This window comes from Limnohabitans sp. TEGF004, assembly GCF_027924965.1.
Classification (GTDB): Bacteria; Pseudomonadota; Gammaproteobacteria; order Burkholderiales; family Burkholderiaceae_C; genus Limnohabitans.
Genome location: NZ_AP027056.1, coordinates 1,392,460 through 1,416,388 on the forward strand (window position 1 = coordinate 1,392,460; position 23,929 = coordinate 1,416,388).

Annotated in this window: 20 protein-coding genes and 1 tRNA gene; 6 read left to right on the forward strand and 15 right to left on the reverse strand. The window is 54.5% G+C overall.

The features are described 5' to 3' along the window. Positions 1-14: 14 nt before the first annotated feature. The 9 genes from truB to LINBF2_RS06645 form a co-directional block, all read right to left on the reverse strand. Positions 15-989 (reverse strand): tRNA pseudouridine(55) synthase TruB, encoded by a 975-nt coding sequence (gene truB, locus LINBF2_RS06605; RefSeq protein ID WP_104797817.1) that lies wholly within the window; start codon positions 987-989, stop codon positions 15-17. 55 nt (positions 990-1,044) lie between these two features. Beyond that, a complete protein-coding gene (rbfA, locus tag LINBF2_RS06610; RefSeq protein ID WP_104797352.1) occupies positions 1,045-1,416 on the reverse strand; it encodes a 30S ribosome-binding factor RbfA in 372 nt (123 codons plus the stop codon). Positions 1,417-1,435: 19 nt separating this feature from the next. After that, the gene (infB, locus tag LINBF2_RS06615; RefSeq protein WP_281887657.1) at positions 1,436-4,270 is read right to left on the reverse strand and encodes a translation initiation factor IF-2; all 2,835 of its coding nucleotides are present in this window, start codon (positions 4,268-4,270) and stop codon (positions 1,436-1,438) included. Positions 4,271-4,294: 24 nt separating this feature from the next. Continuing rightward, positions 4,295-5,779, reverse strand: a complete 1,485-nt coding sequence (nusA, locus tag LINBF2_RS06620) for a transcription termination factor NusA (RefSeq protein WP_281887660.1) — start codon at positions 5,777-5,779, stop codon at positions 4,295-4,297. 28 nt (positions 5,780-5,807) lie between these two features. After that, positions 5,808-6,368: a ribosome maturation factor RimP gene (gene rimP / locus LINBF2_RS06625; protein WP_104797349.1), complete on the reverse strand. Its 561-nt coding sequence runs from the start codon at positions 6,366-6,368 to the stop codon at positions 5,808-5,810. A gap of 138 nt (positions 6,369-6,506) precedes the next feature. Next, positions 6,507-8,141, reverse strand: coding sequence for a dipeptide ABC transporter ATP-binding protein (locus LINBF2_RS06630; protein ID WP_281887663.1), 1,635 nt, complete (start codon positions 8,139-8,141; stop codon positions 6,507-6,509). Then, positions 8,138-9,199, reverse strand: a complete 1,062-nt coding sequence (locus LINBF2_RS06635; RefSeq protein ID WP_281891297.1) for an ABC transporter permease — start codon at positions 9,197-9,199, stop codon at positions 8,138-8,140. Before LINBF2_RS06635 ends, LINBF2_RS06630 begins: the two co-directional genes overlap by 4 nt. After that, a complete protein-coding gene (locus LINBF2_RS06640; protein WP_104797346.1) occupies positions 9,165-10,199 on the reverse strand; it encodes an ABC transporter permease subunit in 1,035 nt (344 codons plus the stop codon). Before LINBF2_RS06640 ends, LINBF2_RS06635 begins: the two co-directional genes overlap by 35 nt. Then, positions 10,196-12,058, reverse strand: a complete 1,863-nt coding sequence (locus LINBF2_RS06645) for an extracellular solute-binding protein (protein ID WP_281887666.1) — start codon at positions 12,056-12,058, stop codon at positions 10,196-10,198. Before LINBF2_RS06645 ends, LINBF2_RS06640 begins: the two co-directional genes overlap by 4 nt. A gap of 36 nt (positions 12,059-12,094) precedes the next feature. Between LINBF2_RS06645 and fabI the strand changes: the two genes are divergently transcribed. Further along, the gene (gene fabI, locus LINBF2_RS06650) at positions 12,095-12,907 is read left to right on the forward strand and encodes an enoyl-ACP reductase FabI (protein WP_281887668.1); all 813 of its coding nucleotides are present in this window, start codon (positions 12,095-12,097) and stop codon (positions 12,905-12,907) included. A 62-nt stretch (positions 12,908-12,969) separates the two neighbouring features. Further along, the gene (locus LINBF2_RS06655; protein ID WP_104797343.1) at positions 12,970-13,827 is read left to right on the forward strand and encodes a DNA ligase; all 858 of its coding nucleotides are present in this window, start codon (positions 12,970-12,972) and stop codon (positions 13,825-13,827) included. A 15-nt stretch (positions 13,828-13,842) separates the two neighbouring features. On the opposite strand, the gene LINBF2_RS06660 is transcribed toward LINBF2_RS06655, so the two are convergent. Then, positions 13,843-16,107: an arginine/lysine/ornithine decarboxylase gene (locus LINBF2_RS06660; RefSeq protein ID WP_104797342.1), complete on the reverse strand. Its 2,265-nt coding sequence runs from the start codon at positions 16,105-16,107 to the stop codon at positions 13,843-13,845. A 79-nt stretch (positions 16,108-16,186) separates the two neighbouring features. On the opposite strand from LINBF2_RS06660, the gene LINBF2_RS06665 reads away from it, so the two are divergent. Further along, positions 16,187-16,277, forward strand: a tRNA-Ser gene (locus LINBF2_RS06665). A gap of 63 nt (positions 16,278-16,340) precedes the next feature. Here LINBF2_RS06665 and LINBF2_RS06670 read toward each other — a convergent pair. Both LINBF2_RS06670 and LINBF2_RS06675 read right to left on the reverse strand, forming a co-directional pair. Next, the gene (locus LINBF2_RS06670) at positions 16,341-16,784 is read right to left on the reverse strand and encodes a polymer-forming cytoskeletal protein (RefSeq protein WP_104797341.1); all 444 of its coding nucleotides are present in this window, start codon (positions 16,782-16,784) and stop codon (positions 16,341-16,343) included. Between the two features lie 27 nt (positions 16,785-16,811). After that, complete coding sequence (locus LINBF2_RS06675) at positions 16,812-17,675, reverse strand: M23 family metallopeptidase (RefSeq protein ID WP_161499657.1); 864 nt, start codon at positions 17,673-17,675, stop codon at positions 16,812-16,814. A 286-nt stretch (positions 17,676-17,961) separates the two neighbouring features. Here LINBF2_RS06675 and aat point away from each other — a divergent pair, with 286 nt between their 5' ends. From aat to LINBF2_RS06690, 3 genes are read left to right on the forward strand one after another with little or no spacing between them, the layout of a single operon-like run. Continuing rightward, positions 17,962-18,708, forward strand: a complete 747-nt coding sequence (aat, locus tag LINBF2_RS06680; protein WP_104797339.1) for a leucyl/phenylalanyl-tRNA--protein transferase — start codon at positions 17,962-17,964, stop codon at positions 18,706-18,708. Continuing rightward, positions 18,705-19,448, forward strand: coding sequence for an arginyltransferase (locus tag LINBF2_RS06685; protein WP_104797338.1), 744 nt, complete (start codon positions 18,705-18,707; stop codon positions 19,446-19,448). The genes aat and LINBF2_RS06685 overlap by 4 nt, the downstream gene beginning before the upstream one ends. Before the next feature lie 12 nt (positions 19,449-19,460). Then, positions 19,461-20,240 (forward strand): IclR family transcriptional regulator, encoded by a 780-nt coding sequence (locus LINBF2_RS06690; protein ID WP_104797337.1) that lies wholly within the window; start codon positions 19,461-19,463, stop codon positions 20,238-20,240. A gap of 47 nt (positions 20,241-20,287) precedes the next feature. Here the strand turns inward: LINBF2_RS06690 and LINBF2_RS06695 are convergent, their stop codons facing one another. From LINBF2_RS06695 to pssA, 3 genes are all read right to left on the reverse strand, one after another. After that, positions 20,288-21,205 (reverse strand): serine hydrolase, encoded by a 918-nt coding sequence (locus LINBF2_RS06695; protein ID WP_104797816.1) that lies wholly within the window; start codon positions 21,203-21,205, stop codon positions 20,288-20,290. 174 nt (positions 21,206-21,379) lie between these two features. Next, positions 21,380-22,918: a 2-isopropylmalate synthase gene (locus LINBF2_RS06700; protein WP_281887677.1), complete on the reverse strand. Its 1,539-nt coding sequence runs from the start codon at positions 22,916-22,918 to the stop codon at positions 21,380-21,382. Between the two features lie 207 nt (positions 22,919-23,125). Next, entirely contained in the window at positions 23,126-23,929 is an 804-nt protein-coding gene (gene pssA, locus LINBF2_RS06705; RefSeq protein ID WP_104797335.1) for a CDP-diacylglycerol--serine O-phosphatidyltransferase, read from the reverse strand.

Genomic DNA, 23,929 nt, shown 5'->3' on the forward strand with positions numbered 1-23,929 from the left:
GCTTCTCTCTTCCTTTATGCCTGCTCAGCCAATGCGGGCTGGTTCACAGACGAACTTTCTAAAATTTGTTGAATTTCAAGGGGACTCAACAACCGTCCCGGAATCAGTTCACCAGCTTTGACATGAGCACTGCCCAGCAAAGCGTGCGGTTGTTCCCCAAACACACTCACACGGTCAAGGTCTGGCCAAGTACCGCGACGACGCACGCCGCTCAAAAAGCGACCTGCATTTTCAATATCCAATGTGACGACCGTGTGATCGCCCAAGAGCGACTGCACTGGCATCAAACGCGCTTCGCGTTGTGGCTCGTCCATGGCGCCCAAGTCTTCCAAGGTCACACAGGCTGACTCTTCAAAGGGGCCAGTAGCCACACGACGCAAAGCGCTCAAGTGACCACCGCAACCCAAAGCTTCGGCAATGTCTTCGCCCAAGGTGCGGATGTAAGTGCCCTTACTGCAGGTCACACGCAAACGCAAAAACGGTGCATCGCCCTCGAGCTGCATCTCGAGCAGCTCTAAATCGTGAATCACCACATGGCGAGGCTCGCGCTCAACGGTTTCACCCGCACGCGCATATTCGTACAAAGCTTTGCCGTCCTTTTTCAAGGCGCTGTACATGGGCGGCACTTGCGTGATCGGGCCCATGAAACGGTCCAGCACTTCCACCACTTGACCCACGGTGCAAGTGACGGGACGCTCTGAAATAACTTCACCTTCGGCATCCGCAGTGCTGGTTTTGATACCTAAGCGCACTGTGGTTTCGTAGGTTTTGTCAGCATCCAAATGGAGCTGACTAAATTTGGTCGCTGCACCAAAACACAATGGCAACACACCAGTGGCCAATGGATCGAGCGTGCCAGTGTGGCCGGCTTTTTCAGCCCGTAACAGCCACTTGGCTTTTTGTAGCGCATCGTTGCTGGACAAACCAATGGGCTTATCCAACAGCAACACACCATGCACAGGGCGACGCTGCACCCGCACGCGCGGCATGCGTGAACGGGGAGCTTCGTTGCTCCCTGATGTCTGCCCTGCGGCGTTCATGCGTTCAATCGTCCTTGGCTTTGCTAGCGACTGCTTTGGCAATCAGCGCATTCATGTCTGACGCACGCTCAGGCGTGCGGTCGTACACAAAGTGCAAAGTAGGCACGGTGTGGATGTGCAAGCGCTTGAATAAGCCGTTGCGCAGGAAACCCGCAGCTTGGTTCAAGCCCTCACCTGTTTTCACAGGGTCGCCATTCAACACACTGAAATGCACTTTGGCATGGGCGTAATCGGGCGTCACTTCCACACCTTGTAGCGTGACCATGCCCACGCGTGGGTCTTTCAACTCACGCGCGATCAACTCGGCCAGGTCACGTTGGATCTGGTCGGCCACTTGGTAGCTGCGGTTGGGGGTGCTGGTCGGTTTACGTGCCATGCTTCATTGCACTGACGCTTTACAGCGTACGTGCCACCTCTTTGATTTCGAAGAATTCCAACACATCGCCTTCGACGATGTCGTTGTAGTTCTTGATGGTCAAACCGCACTCGAAGTTTTCTTTGACTTCTTTGGCGTCGTCTTTGAAACGCTTCAAGCTGTCGAGTTCGCCGGTGAAGACGACCACGTTGTTGCGCAACAAACGCAACTTGGCGTTGCGGCGTACCAAACCGGAGGTGACCATACAGCCCGCGATCGCACCAATCTTGCTGACGCGCAGCACTTGGCGAATCTCGGCCGTACCGATGACTTCTTCTTTCTTGTCGGGTGTGAGCATGCCGGACATGGCCGCTTTGAGTTCGTCCACAGCGTCATAAATGATGTTGTAGTAACGAATGTCCACGCCATTGTTCTCGGCCAACTTGCGCGCACCAGCATCAGCACGTGTGTTGAAGCCAATGATCACAGCCTTAGAAGCGATAGACAAGTTGACATCGCTCTCGCTGATGCCACCCACTGCGGCGTACACCAACTGAACTTTGACTTCTGCGGTCGACAGCTTGAGCAACGACGCAGCCAAAGCTTCTTGCGAACCTTGCACGTCGGCCTTGACGATGATGGGCAACAGCTTGACTTCGCCAGACGTCATGTCGGAGAACATGTTCTCCAGCTTCGACGCTTGTTGCTTGGCCAGCTTGGTGTTGCGCACCTTGCCTGCACGGTAGGTAGCGATTTCGCGGGCACGACGCTCGTCGGTCATGACCATGAATTCATCGCCCGCTTGCGGCACTTCGGTGAGACCTTGAATCTCAACAGGAATCGATGGGCCAGCAGACTTGATCGGCTTGCCGTTCTCATCCAACATGGCGCGCACGCGGCCATAGGTTTGACCGCCCAAAACCACGTCGCCCACATTCAGCGTACCGGACTGAACCAGCACTGTGGCCACAGGACCGCGACCTTTGTCCAAACGCGCTTCGATCACCAAGCCTTTGGCCATGGCGTCGACAGGCGCTTTGAGCTCAAGCACCTCGGCTTGCAGGAGCACTTGCTCCAGCAACTCGTCAATGCCAGCACCGGTCTTGGCGGAGACTTCACAGAACGGTGAATCACCACCGAACTCTTCAGGCACCACTTCTTCAGCCACCAGTTCGCCTTTGACGCGTTCAGGGTTGGCACCGGGTTTGTCAATTTTGTTAACCGCCACCACGATCGGCACACCCGCTGCTTTTGCATGCTTGATGGCTTCTTTGGTTTGCGGCATCACGCCGTCATCAGCCGCCACCACCAAGATGACGATGTCGGTTGCCTTGGCACCGCGCGCACGCATGGCCGTGAAGGCCTCGTGACCGGGCGTATCCAAGAACGAGATCATGCCGCGTGGAGTTTCCACGTGGTACGCGCCAATGTGTTGGGTAATGCCACCGGCTTCGCCCGACGCGACTTTGGCGCGACGGATGTAGTCGAGCAAAGAAGTTTTACCGTGGTCCACGTGGCCCATGACCGTCACCACAGGGGCGCGTGTCAAGGACTCAGCTTGGTGACCTGATGCTTCTTCTTCGGTAAAGGCTTCTGGATCGTCCAGTGCAGCCACCACCGCTTTGTGTCCCAACTCTTCCACCAAAATCATGGCGGTGTCTTGGTCCAAAGGCTGGTTGATGGTGGCCATTTGGCCGAGCTTCATCAACTGCTTGATGACTTCAGAGGCTTTGATCGCCATCTTGTGGGCCAACTCGCCCACGGTGATAGTTTCGGGCACGTGCACTTCCAGCACGCGTGCTTCGACCGCTGCTTGTGGTGCGCGGTCGTCATCACGGTCGCGGTCACGGCGGCCTTTGGGGCCTCCACGCCAGCTGTTGCGGCCTACGCCACCACTCGCGTCACCGCGTGTTTTGATGGCTTTCTTTTTGGCTTGTTCATCGGCCCAGCTGGAAGACAACTTGGCGCTCTTGACTTCTTTGTTGCCAGGCGCAGCTGTACCAGGCGCAGCGGGTGCACCAGGACGTGCACCAGCACCGGGTGTACCGGCAGGCTTGTGCAAAGTGCCTTTGATGGCTTTGGGATCAGGTGTGGGCTCAGGCTTTTTGGCCACCATTTGCTTTTGTGGCGTGCTCATCATCAAGCGAATGGCTTCGGCTTCGGCCAAAGCTTTGCGACGACGGCTGTCCAAATCGGCAGCACGAGCAGTATCTTCGTCGGCACGAGCTTTAGAGGCCGCTGCAGCTTCCACACGGGCGGCTTCAGCGGCTTGCGCTTTGACGTCGACCACGGGCTCTGCTGCTTCGGCCTTAGCTTCAGGCGCAGCAGTCTCAGCTACCACAGCAGCTTCGGCTTGCGCCTTGGCTTTGGCAGCTTCTTGCTTGGCTTGCTCTTTGGCTTCTTGCTCTTCGCGCAGGCGGCGTTTTTCAGCCAGCTCTTCTTCTTGGCGACGGATCAGCTCGGCTTGGCGGCGTGCTTCTTCTTCACGGCGGGCCAGCTCGGCATGGTCAATCACGGGCACAACAGGCTCTTGCACTGCAGCAGGTGCTGCTTGCACTTCTGTGCTCTCGTCTTCATCGCGTTTGACGAAGGTACGCTTTTTACGCACTTCTACTTGGATGGTGCGGGCTTTGCCTGTGGCGTCGGCTTGTTTGATCTCCGTGGTCGATTTCTTGACCAAGGTGATTTTCTTGCGCTCGGGCGATGCAGTGCCATGGCTGGCTTGCAAATGGCTCAAGAGCATTTGTTTGTCGCCTTCTGTCAGCACATCGCTGGCAGAAGCTTTGGCAACACCGGCTGCCTTGAGTTGATCAAGCAGGGTGTCGGTTGGTTTTTTGAGTTCGCTGGCAAACTCGGCTACGGTCGTACTGGACATATCTGATCTTCCTCGCCATGACCATTACTCTTGACCCGTGAACCAATGTTCACGTGCCTTCAAGATCAGGGCTTTGGCCTCTTCTTCGCTTTGGCCGGTAATGGCTGTGAGCTCGTCTACGGCCAAATCGGCCAAATCGTCACGGGTGTGTACGCCGCTCTCAGCCAACTGGGGCAAGAACTCCGCATTCAATCCTTCGAGGTCGCGCAAATCTTGCGAAACTTCTTCGACGCTCTCTTCGCGTGCAATTTCCATGGTGAGCAGCGCATCCTTGGCACGTGTGCGCAACTCGTTGACGGTGTCTTCGTCAAAGCTTTCAATTTCCAACATCTCTTGCAAGGGCACGTAGGCCACTTCTTCGAGGCTGGTGAAGCCTTCTTCAATCAAGATGTCAGCGACTTCTTGGTCCACATCCAACTTGGCCATGAACAATTCACGGATGCTGAAGGTTTCGTCAGCTTGCTTCTGAGCAGACTCAGCCGCGTCCATGATGTTGATTTTCCAACCTGTCAATTCAGCAGCCAAACGCACGTTTTGACCGCCGCGACCGATGGCAATGGCAAGGTTTTCTTCGTCCACCACCACATCCATGGCGTGACGCTCTTCGTCGACCACGATGGAACTGACGTTGGCAGGAGCCAAAGCGCCAATCACGAATTGCGCCGGATCTTCACTCCACAACACGATGTCCACGCGCTCGCCTGCGAGTTCGGTGGTCACGGCATTCACACGGGTGCCACGTACGCCGACGCAAGTACCGATGGGGTCCACGCGTTTGTCATGAGAGATCACAGCGATCTTGGCGCGTGAACCAGCGTCACGGGCGCAAGATTTGATTTCAAGCATGCCTTGTTCGATTTCTGGCACTTCGTGGCGGAACAACTCGACCATGAACTCAGGTGCAGAACGCGACAAGATGATGGGAGCGCCACGCAAGGTGAGGTCAACGTCCATGATCATGGCGCGCACGCGGTCACCACTACGGAAGTTTTCTTTCGGAATCATTTCGCTGCGACGCAGACGACCTTCAACGCGACCGGACTCAACAATCAGGTCGCCCTTGTCCATGCGCTTGACCGTGCCCACAAAAATCTTGTCGCCGCGCGACATGAAATCGTTGAGCAACATTTCGCGCTCAGCATCACGGATTTTTTGCAAGATCACTTGCTTGGCCGCCATCGCGCCGATACGGCCGATCGGCAAAGACTCGATGCCTTCTTCGATGTATTCGCCTTCTTCGGCATCAGCCACGCGCTCGCGGGCGTCCATCAGCATCTCTTCGGCTTCTGGGTTTTGCAAACCGGCTTCGTCAGGCACCACCAACCAACGGCGGAAAGTTTCGTACTCGCCAGTGTCGCGGTCCATCGCGACGCGAATGTCCACTTCACCTTGGTACAGTTTTTTGGTGGCTTGGGCCAGCGCCAACTCAACGGCGCCAAACACCACATCGCGCTCGACGTTCTTCTCGCGCGAGATTGCCTCGACCAACATCAACATTTCGCGGTTCATGATCGGTTACTCCTTCTCTTACCTATGTTCAACGGGGCTTTTTGCCCTTGAAATCCACAATCGGAGCCAGACGCGCTTCTCGCAGCTCGTCCAGCGTGAAACCCAGTGCGTGCACTGGCATTTCGGCTAATCTTTTGGGGCTCACTTTTTGACCCGGCTTGGCCTTGACTTCATCACGCCACGTGATTTGCCAACCTGCGCCATCGTCGGTGCGTTCTAAAGTGCCACGGAATTTTTTGCGGGTGGCAGACACTTGGCCTGCTGCTGCAGCGCCAATGGGCGCTTTGAGCGTGAGGTCCACCTCTTCGCCTAAAAAACGCTCGAAATCCGCTTGGTGACGCAAGGGGCGGTCAATACCGGGGGAAGACACTTCAAGGCGAGCGTATTCGGCGCCATCGACTTCCAATGCAAATTGCAGTTGGCGCGTGACGCGCTCGCAATCTTCCACATTGATGGGCTGAACAGGGGTGTCAGCCGTCCAAGGCATATCGATCGTGATGCGCAAGAGACCTCCGGCGGAGCGTTCAATCTCTACCAGGTCGTAACCTAAGCCGGTCACTGTTTGTTCTACGGTTTGCTGCAAACTCACGTCGGAAAATAGCCTTCTAAATCAAGTGTTCAAAAAACAAACGACCAAAAAAAACGAGCGGTAATTACCCGCCCGTTTGGTCGTGAAGCACTTATTGTAGCGCCTAAATGCTTGATTATCAAAGGATAAACGGTATTTTTAGGCTGCGGCCCCTACCAAAATCTTTGTGTAAGGCGCCTGCGGATTGTTCAGCACTTGCTCAAACGTCCCTGCTTCAACCACCTTGCCGGCCTGCATGACCATGACATGGTGGGCCATGGCGCGGATGACCGAGACATCATGGGTGATGAGCAAATAACTCAAACCCCGCTCGCGCTGTAGCTTTTGCAAAAGTTGCAGCACTTGAAGCTGCGTGGTGGCGTCCAAGGCGCTGGTGGGCTCGTCCAAGACCAAGACCTGCGGCTCAACCACCAAAGCTCGGGCAATCGCCAAGCGCTGGCGCTGACCACCCGAAAACTCATGCGGGTAGCGTTGTAGCAAACCGGGGAACTCGGTTTCGGTCAAACCCACCGCAGCCAAGGTCACCAAAATGCGGCGAAGCCTGCCCAAATCGTCCAATTGAGGTGCGTGTAGCGTCAGCCCTTCAGACACGAGTTCTTGCACGTTCATGCGCGGAGACAAGGACGAGAACGGGTCTTGGAAAACCACTTGCACCTTGCGACGCAGCGGCAAATCTTGCCCCGCTTTGCCTTGCCAAGCAACGCCGTCGATGGTGAGAGCCCCCTCGCAAGGCATCAACCCAAGCGCGGCCAAAGCCAAGGTGGTTTTGCCCGACCCCGATTCGCCAATCACGCCCAAGGTCTGGCCCGCGCACAAATCAAAGCTAGCGCCCTGCACCGCCACAAACTGGCCGCCTTTGAACCAACCGCGCCAACCGGCTCGGCGGATGGGGTAGCTCACGCGCAACGCCCTGGCTTGCATGACAACAGGCGCATTGCTTTTGGCTTCCACCACCTCACGCGGGGGCTGGCTGTTGATCAGTTTTTGGGTGTAAGGGTGCGTGGGGTAAGTCAACACCACATCCACCGCACCCGACTCCACTACCACACCTTTTTCCATGACCAAGACTTGGTCGGCAAAGTAGCGCACGGTATTCAAATCATGCGTAATGAGCAACACCGCCATGCCAAAGCGTTTTTGCAAGTCGCTGAGCAAATCCAAAATTTGCGCACGCAGCGACACATCCAACGCGGTGGTGGGCTCATCGGCTACCAACAAGCGTGGGCGGCACGCCAAAGCCATGGCGATCATCACGCGTTGGCGCTGACCACCTGAGAGCTGGTGCGGGTACGCGCTGGCTCGGCGAACGGGCTCGGGGATGCCTGTGAGGCTGAGCAACTCCACAGCTTCGTGCCAGGCCTCTTCGCGTGTCATGCCACGTTTGAGTTCCAACACTTCCGCGATTTGGTCGCCCACCATCATCAAAGGGTTCAAAGCCGTCATGGGCTCTTGGAACACAAAGGCGATGTCTTGACCGCGGATGTTGATGAGCTCGCGCTCGCTGAGTTTGACCAAGTCGTGCGTGTGCGGTGCGTCGGTGGCTTCTGGCGCAAGCGTGTCCGCATCCTGCGCCGTCCACAGCACGCGGCCCGACACGCGCGCACCTTCGAGCAGTTTGACAAAGCTCAGCGCGGTCACGCTTTTACCGGAGCCCGACTCGCCCACCAAGGCGAGCTTCTCGCCAAGATCTAGGTTGAAGCTGATGCCTTTGACGACATCTTCTGCATGAAAACCAATGCGCAAATCGCGCACTTGAAGCAAAGGCAATCTCATGAGCGTGCCTTTCGGGGGTCCAGCGCATCGCGCAGCGCGTCACCCATGAAGGTCAGCAACATCAAAGTCACGACCAACACGGCGAAAGTGGACAAAGAAATCCACCACGCATCGATGTTGTTTTTGCCTTGCGCCAACAGTTCGCCCAAGCTGGGTGTGCCCGGCGGCACGCCCAAACCCAAAAAGTCCAAGGAGGTGAGCGACAAAATGGCCGCGCTCATACGAAACGGCAGGAATGTCACCACCGGCGTCAAGCTGTTGGGCAGCACATGACGCCACATGATTTGCGCATCGGACAAGCCCAAGGCACGCGCAGCGCGCACATAGTCGAGCTGACGGTTACGCAAGAACTCAGCCCGCACATAGTCGGACAAACCCATCCAACCAAACAGCCCCAACAAAATCAGCAGCAAGGTGATGCTCGGATCAAACACCGCCGAGAAGATGATGAGCAAGTAAAGCTCAGGCATAGCGCTCCACACCTCGATGAAGCGCTGCATGGCCAAGTCGGTCTTGCCGCCAAAAAAGCCTTGCAAGGCTCCCGTCAAGATGCCGATGACCGTACCAAACAAAGTCAGCGCCAAAGCAAACAACACCGAGATGCGAAAACCGTAGAGCAAGCGTGCCAGCACATCGCGACCGCGGTCGTCTGTGCCAAACCAGTTGTCCGCTGAGGGTGGCGCGGGGTTGGGCGTGGCAGCAAAGTAGTTCAAGGTGCTGTGGTGGTAAGGCACGAGCGTGTACAAGGCCCAGTTGCCGGGCTTGTCGAACTGAGCTTGAATAAACGGGTCGAGGTAATCGGTAGGCGTATCAAAGTCGCCACCGAAGGTTGTCTCGGGCTGGTTGTGCACGATGGGCATGTAAAAGCTGCCGTTGTAGCGAGCCAGCAAGGGCTTATCGTTGCACAGCACTTCAGCCAGCAGACTCAAGCCGAAGAAGAATACAAACAACACCAAGCTGTAAAAGCCCAAGCGGTTGTGCCGAAAGCGCAGCCAAGCACGCTGCGTAGGCGACAAAGAGGCTTCAGTCGAATTTGACACGCGGGTCCACCCATACATAACAAAGGTCACTGATGAGCTTGGTGACCAAGCCAATCAGCGTGAACAAATACAAAGTTCCCAACACCACGGGGTAGTCTCGGCGCATGACGCTCTCATAGCTAAGCAAGCCCAAGCCATCGAGCGAGAACAGCGTTTCAATCAACAACGAACCCGTGAAGAACGCCCCAATGAAGGCGGCAGGAAAACCTGTGACCAAGGGAATGAGTGCATTGCGAAACACATGATTCCAAATGACACGGCGCTCAGACAAACCTTTGGCGCGCGCAGTGAGCACGTATTGCTTGCGAATCTCTTCGAGCATGGCGTTTTTGGTGAGCAAGGTGGTCACCGCAAAAGCACCCAAGACGCTGGAGGTGACGGGCAGCACGATGTGCCACAAGTAGTCGGTGATGCGCGCGCCCCAAGTGAGCTGTTCCCAATTGGCCGAGGTCAAGCCACGCAGCGGAAACCACTGCAACTGGCCACCAAACACCACCAGCAAAGCCACACCCAGCACAAAGCCAGGAATGGCAAAGCCCACCAGCACCAAAAGACTGGTCACCAAATCAAACGACGAGCCCGCACGCACGGCCTTGGCCACACCCAAGGGCACCGAGATGAGGTAGCTCAAGAGGAAGGTCCACAGCCCCAAGCTGATGGAGACAGGCATTTTCTCCTTCACCAACTCCCACACGGTTTTGGGATAGAAAAAGCTTTTGCCCAAATCGAACACGGCGAACTGTTTGAGCATTTGCCAAAAGCGCTCGGTTGGCGGTTTGTCAAAGCCGTATTGCTGGCGAATTTCTTCAATGCGCGCAGCGTCCACGCCTTGGCGGCCACGGTAGCCAGCGCCTGCCACGGCAGCGCCCTCGCCGCCACTGTCGCGGCCTTGCAGCTGCGACACCATTTGCTCAACAGGACCCCCCGGCACAAACTGAATGACCACAAAGGTCATGAGCAGCACGCCGAACAAGGTGGGAATCATCAACAACAAACGTCTGAGGATGTACGAACTCATGGCGCACGCTCCGCTCTTTTGATGGCCGCCAAGGTGGCACGGTTGTCAATGGTGGCCCACCAAGTGGAAGAGGCCCATGTTTCGGGTTGGTAGTAGCGCGGCATAACGGCAGGCAACTCAAAGCGGCCGTTGCGCCATGCGACTCGATGGACACCGCCATACCAATGCGGCACGCTGTAGTGGCCGTGGCGCAGCACGCGGTCTAACGCACGCACCGCCGTGATGAGCTGAGGACGGGTTTTGGCAGATGTCACGTTTTCTAGCAAAGCATCCACCGCAGGGTCTTGAATGCCAATGAAGTTACCCGAGCCTTCGGTAGTGGCAGCCTTGGATCCAAAACGCTCCATCAGCTCAGTGCCCGGTGACTCGCTGCCCACAATGCGGTTGCTGATGATTTCAAAATCAAACACATCAAGACGCTTTTGCAAAATCGCAAAGTCAATGACTTTGTAGTTCACCTGAAAGCCGAGCTTTTCTAAGTTCTTGGCGTACGGCGTGATCACACGGCCCATGGCGCCCGAGTTATCCAAAAACTCAACGGTGAATGCCTCGCCCTTGGCGTTGCGCAGTGCGCCATCGCGGTAGGTCCAACCCGCCTCTGCCAACAAGGCCTTGGCACGGCGCAAATGGTCACGCAAGGTTTCACCCGACTTGGGGTCGAGCGAGGTGCGCGATGGTTGCGGCACGGCATCTTTGAACACATTCGGCGAAAGTTTGTCACGCAAAGGCGTGAGCAAGGCCAACTCAGCAGCATCAGGCATGCCAGTGGCTTCAAAATCACTGGCCACAAAGTAGCCACGCACGCGCTGGTAAGCGCCATAAAACAATTGACGATTCATCCACTCAAAGTCCATCGCCAAGGCAATGGCTTCGCGCACGCGGGCATCTTTGAATTTGGGCAAGCGGGTATTGAACATGAAGCCCTGAAAGTCACCTGCGTTGCCGTGCTTGAACTCGCTTTTCATCAGGGCGCGGTTGACAAACTGCTTACCTGTGTAGCCCCTCGCCCACTCGCGCGCAATGAAGGACTGCACCAAATCAAATTCGCCCGCCTTGAATCCTTCGAGCTGTGCGGTGTTGTCTTTGTACAAGCGATAGGTGATGCGGTCAAAGTTGAACAAACCTTTGCGCACATTGAGTTCGCGCGCCCAGTAGTTGTTGTCGCGCTCGTAAGTCACATCACGACCAAACACGACACGGCCAATTTTGTAGGGCCCGCTTCCGATCGGCGTATCTGTGACGATTTTGTCGAAAGGTTTGGGAGCACCGTTCTCCATGCCCCATTGGCGGCTGAACACAGGCATGCCGCCTACGATCAAGGGCAGCTCTGGGTTGGCGCGCTTGAAATCAAAGCGCACGGTGCGAGAGTCCACCACCGTCACGCCTACCACCTCGGCGTATAGCGTTCGAAACTGTGGTGCTGCTTGCTTGCTGATGAGTTGCTCAAATGAATATTTCACATCGTCGGCCATCACGGCTTCGCCTGTGTGAAAGCGCGCTTGGCTGCGTAATTTAAACGTTACCGAGCGGCGGTCAGATGCAACGCTGACATCTTCAGCTAACAAACCGTAGGCCGTAGTGGGCTCATCCATGGTGCCTGTCAAGAGCGATTCAAACACCAAACCACTAAGGCCTGGTGCGGCATTGCCCTTGAGGGTGAACGGGTTGTATTTGTCAAAACTCGACAAACGAGAAGGTGGCACCAACACCAGCTCACCGCCTTTGGGCGCAATCGGGTTGACGTAGTCAAAGTTTTTGAAATTAGCGGGGTATTTGATGTCTCCAAATTGCGCGTAAGCGTGCCCCGCCCACGAGGGGCTAGAGCACCAAAACGCCAACAAAATGAGGAAGCTACGCATGCGACAATTCTGCAAGATTTTTTTGGAGAGATTTACATGAGTACAAAAACGGGTTTCCTGTCTGGCAAAAAGCTTCTCATCACGGGTGTGTTGTCCAACCGCTCCATCGCTTATGGCATTGCCAAAGCTTGCCACGACCAAGGTGCCGAGTTGGCGTTCAGCTACGTGGGCGAGCGCTTCAAGGACCGTATCACAGAGTTTGCCGCAGACTTCAACTCCAAACTGATTTTTGATTGTGATGTGGGCAGCGATGACCAAATCAACCAAATGTTCAAAGATCTGTCGACCCATTGGCCCACGTTTGACGGTTTTGTGCACTCCATTGGCTACGCCCCACGCGAAGCTATTGCGGGCGACTTCCTCGATGGTTTGTCTCGCGAAGGCTTTGCCATTGCACACGACATCAGCGCTTACAGCTTCCCCGCGATGGCCAAAGCCGCTCTGCCCTACCTCAACGACAACTCAGCCGTGCTGACCCTGTCGTACTTGGGTGCCATCCGCACCGTGCCCAACTACAACACCATGGGCTTGGCCAAAGCCTCGCTTGAAGCGTCTGTGCGCTACTTGGCTGAATCCTTGGGCGCCAAAGGCCGCAACCTGCGCGCCAACGGCATCAGCGCCGGCCCCATCAAAACCTTGGCGGCTAGCGGCATCAAAGGCTTTGGCAAGATTTTGAGCGTGGTGGCCGAAGCCTCGCCCATCCGCCGCAACGTGACCATCGAAGACGTGGGCAACGTAGCTGCGTTCTTGATGTCCAACTTGGCTGCAGGCGTAACTGCCGAAATTACCTATGTGGACGGCGGATTTAGCCAAGTTGTAGGTGGCATTGCCGAGCCTGTAGCCGAGTAAGCTGGCGCTCCTGGCCACGCGGGTGGCCACATATGCGGGCTGTAGGCCCCAAGGAGACGACCATGCAACGCCGCAATTTGCTTTCTCACTTCTCCTTGGGTTGCCTCGGCAGCCTCGCCTCCTTACCTGCACTGGCCACACAGCCGCCCGCGATGTGGCTGGCTAACCTGTATCAGGGCAATGAAAAGCTCACCGACTATTGGGTGAGCGAAAAATACGACGGCATACGAGGCTACTGGGATGGCCGCCAACTCTTGAGTCGAAGCGGCAAAGCACTCAACCCACCCAACTGGTTTGTACAAACTTGGCCTACGCAGCCGTTCGAGGGAGAGCTTTGGGCAGGGCTGGGGCAGTTTGAGCAAGCGGCTTCTGTGATTCAACAAAAACAGGCATCCGACAGCGCATGGCGCGCCATGCGATTCATGATATTTGATGCCCATACACCGACCCAAGCGTTCGCAGAGCGCATCGTGCGCTATCAAAACATCGTCAAGCAGATTGGCAAACCTTGGGTTCAAGCCGTGACGCAAAGCCAGGTGCCGTCGCATGCAGCATTGAAGGCCATGTTGAGCAAAACCGTGCAAGCTGGCGGCGAAGGCTTGGTGCTGCACCTTGGCAGCAGTCTGTACCAAAGCGGCAGAAATTCCGATGTGCTGAAAGTCAAACTGCACGCGGATGCGGAAGCCAAGGTGGTCAGCCATGAAGCGGGTCAAGGCAAGCACGCCCAACGTCTAGGCGCTTTGTGGGTAGAAACACCGCAAGGGCTGCGGTTCAAGCTTGGCACAGGGTACACAGACGCCCAAAGAGAAAACCCACCGGACGTGGGCCAGTGGGTGACTTATCGCTATCGCGGTTTGACTGACCAAGGCGTCCCGCGCTTTGCCAGTTTTGTGCGCATCAGACCTGCGGTGGAACGCTAAGGCCTGCAGCGAGCGTTAGGCTTTGACGCAATCGGCGTAGTAGCGCTTCACGCCATCGTCTCCGACCACCTCAACCAAGCCGTGGATATCGGTCTCGAAGCCAGGGCATTGCAAGTTGAATTCGCGGGCGAACTTGAGGTAGTCCACGATCTTCTTATTGAACACTTCGCCCGGAATGAGCAACGGAATACCCGGTGGGTATGGCGTGACCAAACTGGTGGTGATACGCCCCAACAAATCGTCCACAGGCACGCGCTCGGTGTTGCGGTGGGCGATTTGTGCATAGGCGTCGCTGGGCTTCATGGCAGGCGTCAAGTCGCTCAGGTACATCTCGGTGGTCAAACGTGCGATGTCGTACTTGGCGTAGAGCGTGTGCACGTGCTGGCACAAGTCGCGCAGGCCCATGCGCTCATAAGCGCGGTGCTTTTGGCAGAACTCGGGCAGGACACGCCACATGGGTTGGTTGCGGTCGTAGTCGTCTTTGAACTGCTGCAACGCGGTGAGCAACGAGTTCCAGCGGCCCTTGGTGATGCCAATGGTGAACATGATGAAGAAGCTGTACAGGCCCGTCTTCTCCACAATCACGCCATGCTCGGCCAAGAACTTGGTGACGATACTGGCAGGAATACCTGTTTTATCGAACTTGCCGTTGAGGTCCAAACCTGGCGTGACGATGGTGGCCTTGATGGGGTCCAACATGTTGAAGCCATCGGCCAAGTTGCCAAAACCATGCCACTTAGACGACTTGCCCTTGCCTTTGATGATCCAGCTGTCAGCGCGGCCAATGCCGTCGTCGACCAGCTCATCGGGGCCCCAGACTTTGAACCACCAGTCCTTGCCGTATTCGTCGTCCACCTTGCGCATGGCGCGGCGGAAATCCAACGCTTCAGCAATGCTTTCCTCGACCAAGGCTGTGCCACCGGGGGGCTCCATCATCGCGGCGGCCACGTCACAGCTGGCAATGATGCTGTACTGTGGGCTGGTGCTGGTGTGCATCAAATACGCTTCGTTGAACAGGTGACGGTCCAACTTGGTTTTTTGCGAATCTTGCACCAACACATGGCTGGCTTGACTGATACCAGCCAACAGCTTGTGAATTGATTGCGTGGCGTACACCACCGAGTGCATGGGGCGCTCGCGCTTCTTACCCATGGCGTGGTAGGTGCCATAAAACGGATTGAACGCCGCATGGGGCAACCAAGCCTCGTCAAAGTGCAAGTTAGCCACGTAGCCATCGAGCATGTTCTTGATGGTTTCGGTGTTGTACAACACGCCGTCGTAAGTAGACTGCGTGAGGGTCAACACGCGCGGCTTGACCTTCTTGGCATCCACACCTTTAAGCAAAGGGTTGGCCTTGATCTTGGCTTGAATCGCGGCGGGCTCAAACTCGCTTTGTGGAATCGGGCCAATGATGCCGTAGTGGTTGCGCGTGGGCTTCAAAAACACAGGCACAGCACCGGTCATGATGATGGCGTGCAACACCGACTTGTGACAGTTGCGGTCTACCACCACCACATCGTCAGGCGCCACGGTGTGGTGCCACACGATTTTGTTCGAGGTGCTCGTGCCGTTGGTCACGAAGAAGCAATGGTCCGCGTTGAAGATGCGGGCAGCATTGCGCTCACTCTCACCAATCGCACCGTTGTGGTCCAGCAGCTGACCGAGTTCTTCTACCGCGTTACACACGTCGGCACGCAACATGTTTTCGCCATAAAACTGGTGATACATCTGGCCCACAGGGCTCTTCAAGAACGCCACGCCACCTGAGTGACCAGGGCAATGCCATGAATACGAACCGTCTTCGGCGTAATCCAGCAAGGCTTTGAAAAATGGCGGCTGCACACTCTCCAAATAGCTTTTAGCTTCACGGATGATGTGACGCGCGACAAACTCTGGCGTGTCTTCAAACATGTGAATAAAGCCATGCAACTCGCGCAAGATGTCGTTAGGCAAGTGACGCGATGTTTTAGTTTCGCCGTAAACATAAATTGGCACATCGGCGTTTTTACGGCGCACTTCTTCGATAAAGTTACGCAGGTTCAACACGGCAGGATCAAGGTCAGGGCCAGGTGTGAACTCTTCATCGTCAATCGATAAGATGAACGCACTAGCACGCGACTGCTGTTGCGCAAACTGGCTCAGGTCGCCATAGCTGGTGGCGCCCATGACCTCATAGCCCTCGCCTTCAATCGCTTCGGCCAGCGCACGGATGCCCAAGCCTGACGTATTTTCAGAACGAAAATCCTCGTCAATGATGACGATGGGGAAGCGAAATTTCATGCGGGACTCCGAGCGTTTGAAGCTTGAACAAAACAATAGCGCCGAAGTGTACTCGCCCGCTGCTACAATGTAAGGCTTCGGAGCGATGGATGAGTGGTTTAAGTCGCACGCCTGGAAAGCGTGTGTGGGTTAATAGCCCACCGAGGGTTCGAATCCCTCTTGCTCCGCCAAAACAAAAGCCCCTGCTGTTTTATCAGCAGGGGCTTTTTCTTTAAAGCATGGCCAGATGCGACTTAGCTACTGCTTTCTTGCGCCTTCTTAATCACGCTCTTCGCATCTGCATTGCTGTTTGCGGCAGCCGAACTGATAGGGTTTTGAATGACCAAGCCCAACAAGCGCGCGCCATGTTCAACCGCAATCGAACCATACGAGATATCGCCCTGCACGATGGAGTCTTTGTGGAACTCCACACGTTCGGCCGCATAAATATTGCCTTCAACCTTGCCTGCAACCATGACGCGATGGGCGGTGATATCACCCGAGACTTCGCCTGTTTTGCCAATGGCAACAGTGACCTTGTTATCTTTGGTGGTCTCAATATTGCCCACCACCTTGCCATCGATGCGGACACTGTCTAGCAAAACCAAACGACCGTAAATCTGGGTCGTGCGACCAATGATGGTGTCAAAACGTTCTTGCGATGGCGACAACGACTTATCTTTTAATTTTTCAAACATGTCAGGCCTTTTAGATAATTAGTTCGCTCATTGGGCACTGGCTGTGGTTTGCGTCAACATCTGCGTGGGGTTCAAGACGCGATCATTGCGCATCACTTCATAATGCAGATGTGGCCCCGTAGAGCGGCCTGTGCTGCCCAACTGGGCAATGGTCTCACCTCGTTGCACCTTTTGGCCGACCTCAACCATGCGCTTGCTCAAGTGGGCATAGCGGGTTGTAAATCCTTCGATATGACTCACTTCAACCACATTGCCATAAGAAGCATCCCAGCCCGAACGGATCACGGTTCCTGCAGCCGTCGCCACAATAGGAGAGCCAATATCTGCGACGAAGTCCAGACCTTCATGCATGGCCAACTGCCCTGTGAAGGGGTCGTTACGGATGCCAAAGCCACTGGTCACGCGAAAGTCTTTACCCATGGGGATACCTGTGGGCAAAGCGTGCAACCAGCTCAGTTGCGCTGACCAGTTCTGGGTCAAATTCTTGACTGCGGCTTGTGTTTGGCCGAACTCATCAATGGCGGAAACGAAATCTTGATTCAAGTCACGCGAAGGAGATGCTTGAAAGCGTGGCGCAATCCAAGGACCGCCACGTGCTTCTTCTTTTTTGCTGTATTTGTCGCGCAAGTTGATGGGGGTAGCCACTTCCATGAATTTATTCTTCAGGCTTTCCAACTGACGAATTTCTTGGACTGTTGAGCTCATGGTTTGGCGCAAATTGTCCAAACGCTCACGGTAAACCGCCTCCACCTTCTGCTGCTCGGCCTCAGTGGTAACGCCACCCATGCTTCGTGCCAAGCTAGGGCTCATCTCAATCGCAATTCGAAAACCAATGAAGTGCAACAACACGCCAAAAGCCACCAACACAAACGCAGAGACGCACACAGCCATCAGCACCTTTTTGGCTGTAATGGAAATGGTCCGCACTGAGGCGGTGGGTCCTGATACCCACATTAGTTGCATAGATGGCTCCGGAAAACTTATCGAGACTTATGCGAATACCCTCGCCAGTCAAACAAGAATTGTAGGTAGTTCTCTCTTCAAAAGTCACTTAATTTTTTAGGAGCAAATACCAGCAATGACAAAGAACTCCTCCTGAGAAAAAGTTAATTCCATTGCGCTACTCCATCTCTTTAAACGTATTTTTTAAAAATCAAAACTGATTAAAATTTCAGCAATGAATATCCCTTGGCTAGAAGTCAACGCGCCATTGCCACCGCCAGAAACTGCACAAAAAAAAGGCAGCTCATTGGCTGGATTGGTCGCAGCAGCTGGCGGCCTATCCGTCACGCGTTTGTGCGAGGCTTATCAGCAAGGGATGTTTCCTTGGTTCAGCGAAGGACAACCCGTTTTGTGGTGGTCACCAGACCCACGAATGGTGCTGCAGACCGAAGAATTCAAGCTTCACCGCTCACTACGCAAAACCTTACGCAGCTTCATCGCCAATCCCGTGTGCCAAATCCGCATTGACACCGCATTCGCGGATGTAATTCGCCATTGCGCACAGACACCGCGCCAGGGGCAACCAGGCACTTGGATTGTTGAAGAAATGATTGACGCCTACATCGCTTTGCACCAAGCCGGATTTGCACACAGCATAGAAACTTGGATCAATGGCGAGCTTGTGGGCGGCTTGTATTGCGTATCGATTGGAAACACACTATTTGGCGAATCTATGTTTGCGCACCAAACGGATGCCTCGAAAATAGCCTTGGCGGCACTGGTAGCTTTTGCTCGCGCTCAAGGTTTAACTTGGATAGACTGCCAACAAAATACCAAGCATTTAGCGTCTTTGGGCGCGAAAGAAATGCCACGATCAGATTTTTTAGGTCTCGTGCGAGAAGCGCCCAAACAAGTAAACAGGGCATGGACGTTTGAGGCCGCACACTGGACGCTCTTGCTAACGCAGAAAGCCTCGCTTTGACAAACCAGAACGAGTTACCTTTTCAAACCGTGCAGTTTTATGCCACGGCGCCCTACCCTTGCAGCTACTTGTCGGGAAAAACAGCGCGCTCACAAGTCGCAACACCCAGTCACTTGATCAACGATGACGTTTACGCAGACTTAGTCAAAGAGGGATTTCGCCGAAGTGGTTCATTTACCTATCGGCCTTACTGCGACAACTGCCAAGCTTGTATGCCTTTGCGGGTTGACACACAAGCCTACACACCCACACGCAGCCAGCGCCGCGCTTGGACAAAACACAAACAACTGCAAGTTCGCATTCTGAAACTGGGTTTTGATCCAGAACATTACGCCATGTATTTGCGCTACCAAACCTTGCGCCATACCGGTGGAGGCATGGATGAGGACAGCACCGAACAATACACACAGTTTTTGCTGCAAAGTCGCGTCAATACAAGGCTCATCGAGTTTCGAGAACCCCTCCCCAACGGAGAAAGAGGTGTTTTAAAAATGGTCTCGATTGTGGATGTTCTCAGTGATGGCTTATCTGCTGTTTACACCTTCTATGAACCCGAGCCCAACACCAGTTACGGCACTTACAACGTGATGTGGCAAATTGAACAAGCCAAGCACCTGAATATGCCTTATGCCTATTTGGGTTACTGGATTCAAGACAGTCCCAAAATGAAATACAAAGCCGACTTCAAACCCCACCAGCGCTTAGTAAATGATGAATGGTTGAACTTTAATTTCACATGATAAAATTGGATCATGCGTAAAACCACTGTGCCCACCACGCCCAACATTCAAGTCATTGAGCGCATGTTCACGCTCATTGACGTACTCGCCTCGCGCGAAGAAGCCATTTCACTGAAAGAAATCAGCGAACGAACAGGTCTTCACCCCTCCACCACCCATCGCATCTTGAACGACTTGGCAGTGGGCCGATTTGTTGATCGCCCCGAAGCGGGCAGCTATCGCCTCGGCATGCGTCTGCTTGAGCTGGGCAATCTTGTGAAAGGTCGCTTAAACGTGCGCGATGTGGCTTTCCAGCCCATGCGTGAACTCCACAAGCTCATCCAGCAGCCCGTCAACCTCAGTGTTCGCCAAGGCGACGAAATCGTGTACGTTGAGCGAGCTTTCAGTGAACGATCGGGCATGCAAGTGGTGCGAGCGATCGGCGGACGAGCACCTCTGCATCTCACCTCAGTCGGCAAGCTGTTTTTGGCCATGGACGACCCTCAGCGCGTTCGCGCCTACGCCACACGCACAGGCCTGAGTGGCCAAACGCGCAATAGCTTGACCCAATTGCCAGCCTTGGAACGTGAACTATCCAAAGCGCGTCAATATGGTGTCGCGCGAGACAACGAAGAGCTAGAGCTAGGGGTGCGATGCATGGCGTCTGGCATCTATGACGACCAAGGCAAGCTTGTTGCAGGTTTATCCATTTCTGCACCAGCAGATCGACTTGATGAGGAATGGCTTCCTAAGCTTCAAGCGACTACGCAAGCCATCTCACACGCACTAGGCTACAAAGAAAACCAAGCGTAAACAAAAAAGCCAGCATAGATGCTGGCTTTTGAACAAGCTAAAACTCTTTAAGTTTGCGGGCGACCAGTAGCGCTATGGTTCGTTTCAACCCACTTGCGCACACGCTCAGCATCTGCAATACGGCTTAATTTACCTGCAGAGTCCAAGAACACCATGATCAGCTTACGGCCAGAAACCTTGGCTTGCATCACCAAGCATTGACCTGCTTCAGAGATATAACCTGTTTTTTGCAGGCCAATGTCCCAGTTTGGGTTTTTGACTAACCGGTTGGTGGTGTTGTACTGCAACGTGCGGTTCCCAACTTCCACCTTGTGACTTGGTGAGGTCGACAGCTCACGAACAGTGATGTCGTGGTAAGCATTGCCGACCAAAGTGGCCAGGTCTTTAGCGCTGGATTGGTTTTGACTTGAAAGCCCTGTCGGCTCCACATAACGAGTGTCACGCATCCCCAATTGAGCAGCTTTGGCGTTCATCAAACCAACAAATGTGGGCATGCCGCCTGGATAGGTACGGCCCAAGGCATGGGCTGCACGATTCTCACTGGCCATCAAAGCCAAGTGGAGCAACTCACCACGGGTCAAGGTTGCCCCCACGCGCAAACGTGAGCTGCTGCCCTTTTCGGTATCCACATCATCTTGCGTGATGGTGATGGATTCGTCCATTGGTAATTTGGCTTCGCTGATGATCAAACCTGTCATCAACTTGGTGATTGAGGCAATTGGCAAAACGGCTTGGTCGTTTTTGCTGAGCAGTACTTCGTGTGTATCTTGATCAATCACATAAGCTACGCTGGACTTCAAATCCAACATATCGCTGGTGGCATGCAAGCCTGCTTTTTGACCAAATGATGGAACTGCGGGTGCTGCCTTAAACGCTTTGGCGTGACGCACATGCGTTTTCACCACGGATGGCTTTGTTTTTTGGACAGTTGGCTTTTTCTGGTTTGTCGCGGCTTGGGCGTGCATGGTGCACAAAGAAGTCAGCAAACCAAGCGAGGTAACAATCAGCAGTCGTTTCAAGTGGCGTTCCTTAAGCTTGAAAAACACAATTGCTTTGAGTTTAACAAGAAAAGTCACGCAAGATCAATGACTTGCGTGACTTATTTGACAAAATTGATACGGTATATCGTTTTTTGTAATTTAGCCTTGTGCAGCCACTCGGTCAGATTTGCTTTGCAGCTTGTTCAAGGCGCTCAAATAAGCTTTCGCTGAAGCCACCACGATGTCAGGATCAGAGCCCACGCCATTGACCACGCGACCGCTGTTTTGCAAACGCACCGTCACTTCGCCTTGGCTCTCTGTCGAGCCGCTGATGGCATTGACCGAATACAGCACCATTTCAGCGCCACTCTTGACGTGTGACTCAATTGCCTTAAGCGAAGCATCGACTGGGCCGTTGCCATCTGAATCGCCCTTGACTTCTTTGCCGCCGACGGTAAACACCACGCTTGCGTGTGGACGCTCACCGGTTTCGCTGTGCTGCGACAAAGACACAAAAGCAAATTGCTCACTGGCGTTGCCGACGGCCTCTTCGCTCACCAAAGCCAAGATGTCTTCATCAAAGATTTCGCTCTTGCGATCTGCCAACTCTTTGAACTTGGCAAAGGCTGTATTGATGTCAGCCTCGCTTTCCATCTGCACACCCAAGTCTTCCAAGCGCTGCTTGAAAGCGTTGCGGCCACTGAGCTTGCCCAAGACGATCTTGTTGGCACTCCAACCCACATCTTCTGCACGCATGATTTCGTAGGTGTCACGCGCTTTGAGCACGCCGTCTTGGTGAATGCCAGACGCATGAGCAAAGGCATTCGCCCCCACCACCGCCTTGTTTGGCTGAACCACAAAACCAGTGGTCTGGCTGACCATTCGGCTTGCTGCCAAGATTTGTTTGGCATCGATATTCATGGCGAGGTCAAAGTAATCGCGACGGGTCTTGATAGCCATGACCACCTCTTCCAACGAGCAGTTACCGGCACGTTCGCCCAAACCGTTGATCGTGCACTCGACCTGACGTGCGCCACCAATCTTCACACCCGCCAACGAGTTGGCCACGGCCATGCCCAAGTCGTTGTGGCAATGCACGGACCAAATGGCTTTGTCAGAGTTAGGCACACGCTCGCGCAAAGTTTTGATGAAGTTGCCGTAGAGTTCTGGAATGGCGTAACCCACGGTGTCTGGAATGTTGATGGTAGTGGCACCTTCAGCAATCACAGCCTCAACGACACGGCACAAGAAATCCATTTCGCTGCGATAGCCGTCTTCCGCGCTGAACTCAATGTCACCCACCAAGTTACGGGCAAAGCGCACCGACTGCTTGGCCTGCTCGAGCACTTGCTCAGGTGACATGCGCAACTTCTTCTCCATGTGCAACGGCGACGTGGCAATGAAGGTGTGGATGCGCGCGCTGTTCGCACCTTTGAGCGCTTCGGCTGCACGGCTGATGTCGCGGTCATTCGCACGAGACAACGAACAAATGGTGGAGTCTTTGATGGCGTTGGCAATGCCTTGCACTGCCTCGAAGTCACCGTTCGAGCTGGCAGCAAAACCAGCCTCAATCACGTCGACCTTCAATCGCTCGAGCTGACGGGCAATGCGCAGTTTCTCATCGCGCGTCATTGAGGCGCCGGGCGACTGTTCGCCGTCACGCAAAGTGGTGTCAAAAATAATGAGCTTATCGGTCATGGTCAGGACTCCTGGATTCCTAAAAAACTTGCAACGTTTGGTTTAACCCCAAAGCAAAAGGCCCGCTGCGAGTGCATACGGGCCTTGTGGGGTTTGCGCGTGCGCTACCAACTCCGCCCGTTTGGGGATGGAAGCAGTAGAAACAGCAAAAAATTTTTCATGCACAGAATTTAGCACAAAGCCAAACCCTTTGCGGCGCAGGGTGTCTCATTTGTGCAAGCCGGCTTCATCGGGCTCATCGGTGGAGGTGCTGATGAGGCTGGTTTGCATGCCTTTGGCACGGCGCCATGCGTACAAGGCATAACCGCTCAAACCGTAGAACATGAACAAAGCAAACAACACAATCGGTGGATGAATGGTGATGACAGCGATGGTCAAGGCCAACAACACAATCACGACAAACGGAACGCTTTGCTTCATCTGCACATCTTTGAAGCTGTAAAACGGCACGTTGGTGACCATCGTCAAACCGGAATACAAACACCATGCAAACATGGGCCAAGCCACCTCAGGACCAGAAACACCCATCTCGGTCATCAGCCACATAAAACCCATCACCAATGCCGCAGCGGCAGGCGAAGGCAAGCCTTGAAAGAAGCGTTTATCCACCACCGCCGTATTCACATTGAAACGCGCCAAGCGCAGTGCAGCACAAGAGATGTAGACGAATGCAGCCACCCAGCCCCAACGGCCCAAACCTTTGAGTGCCCATTCATACGAGATCAAGGCAGGCGCAGCACCAAACGACACCATATCGGCCAAAGAATCCATTTGCTCGCCAAACGCACTTTGCGTGTTGGTCATACGCGCCACACGCCCATCTAGACTGTCGAGCACCAGGGCGCAAAACACGCCAATCGCTGCCAACTCGTAGTTGCCATTCATCGCCATCACGATGGCGTAAAAACCGCCAAACAATGCGGCCAAGGTAAACAGATTGGGCAAAACATAAACGCCCTTGCTAGGCTTGCGTGGCACAAACTCTTCTATTTGATCTGGTTGTTCTGTCAT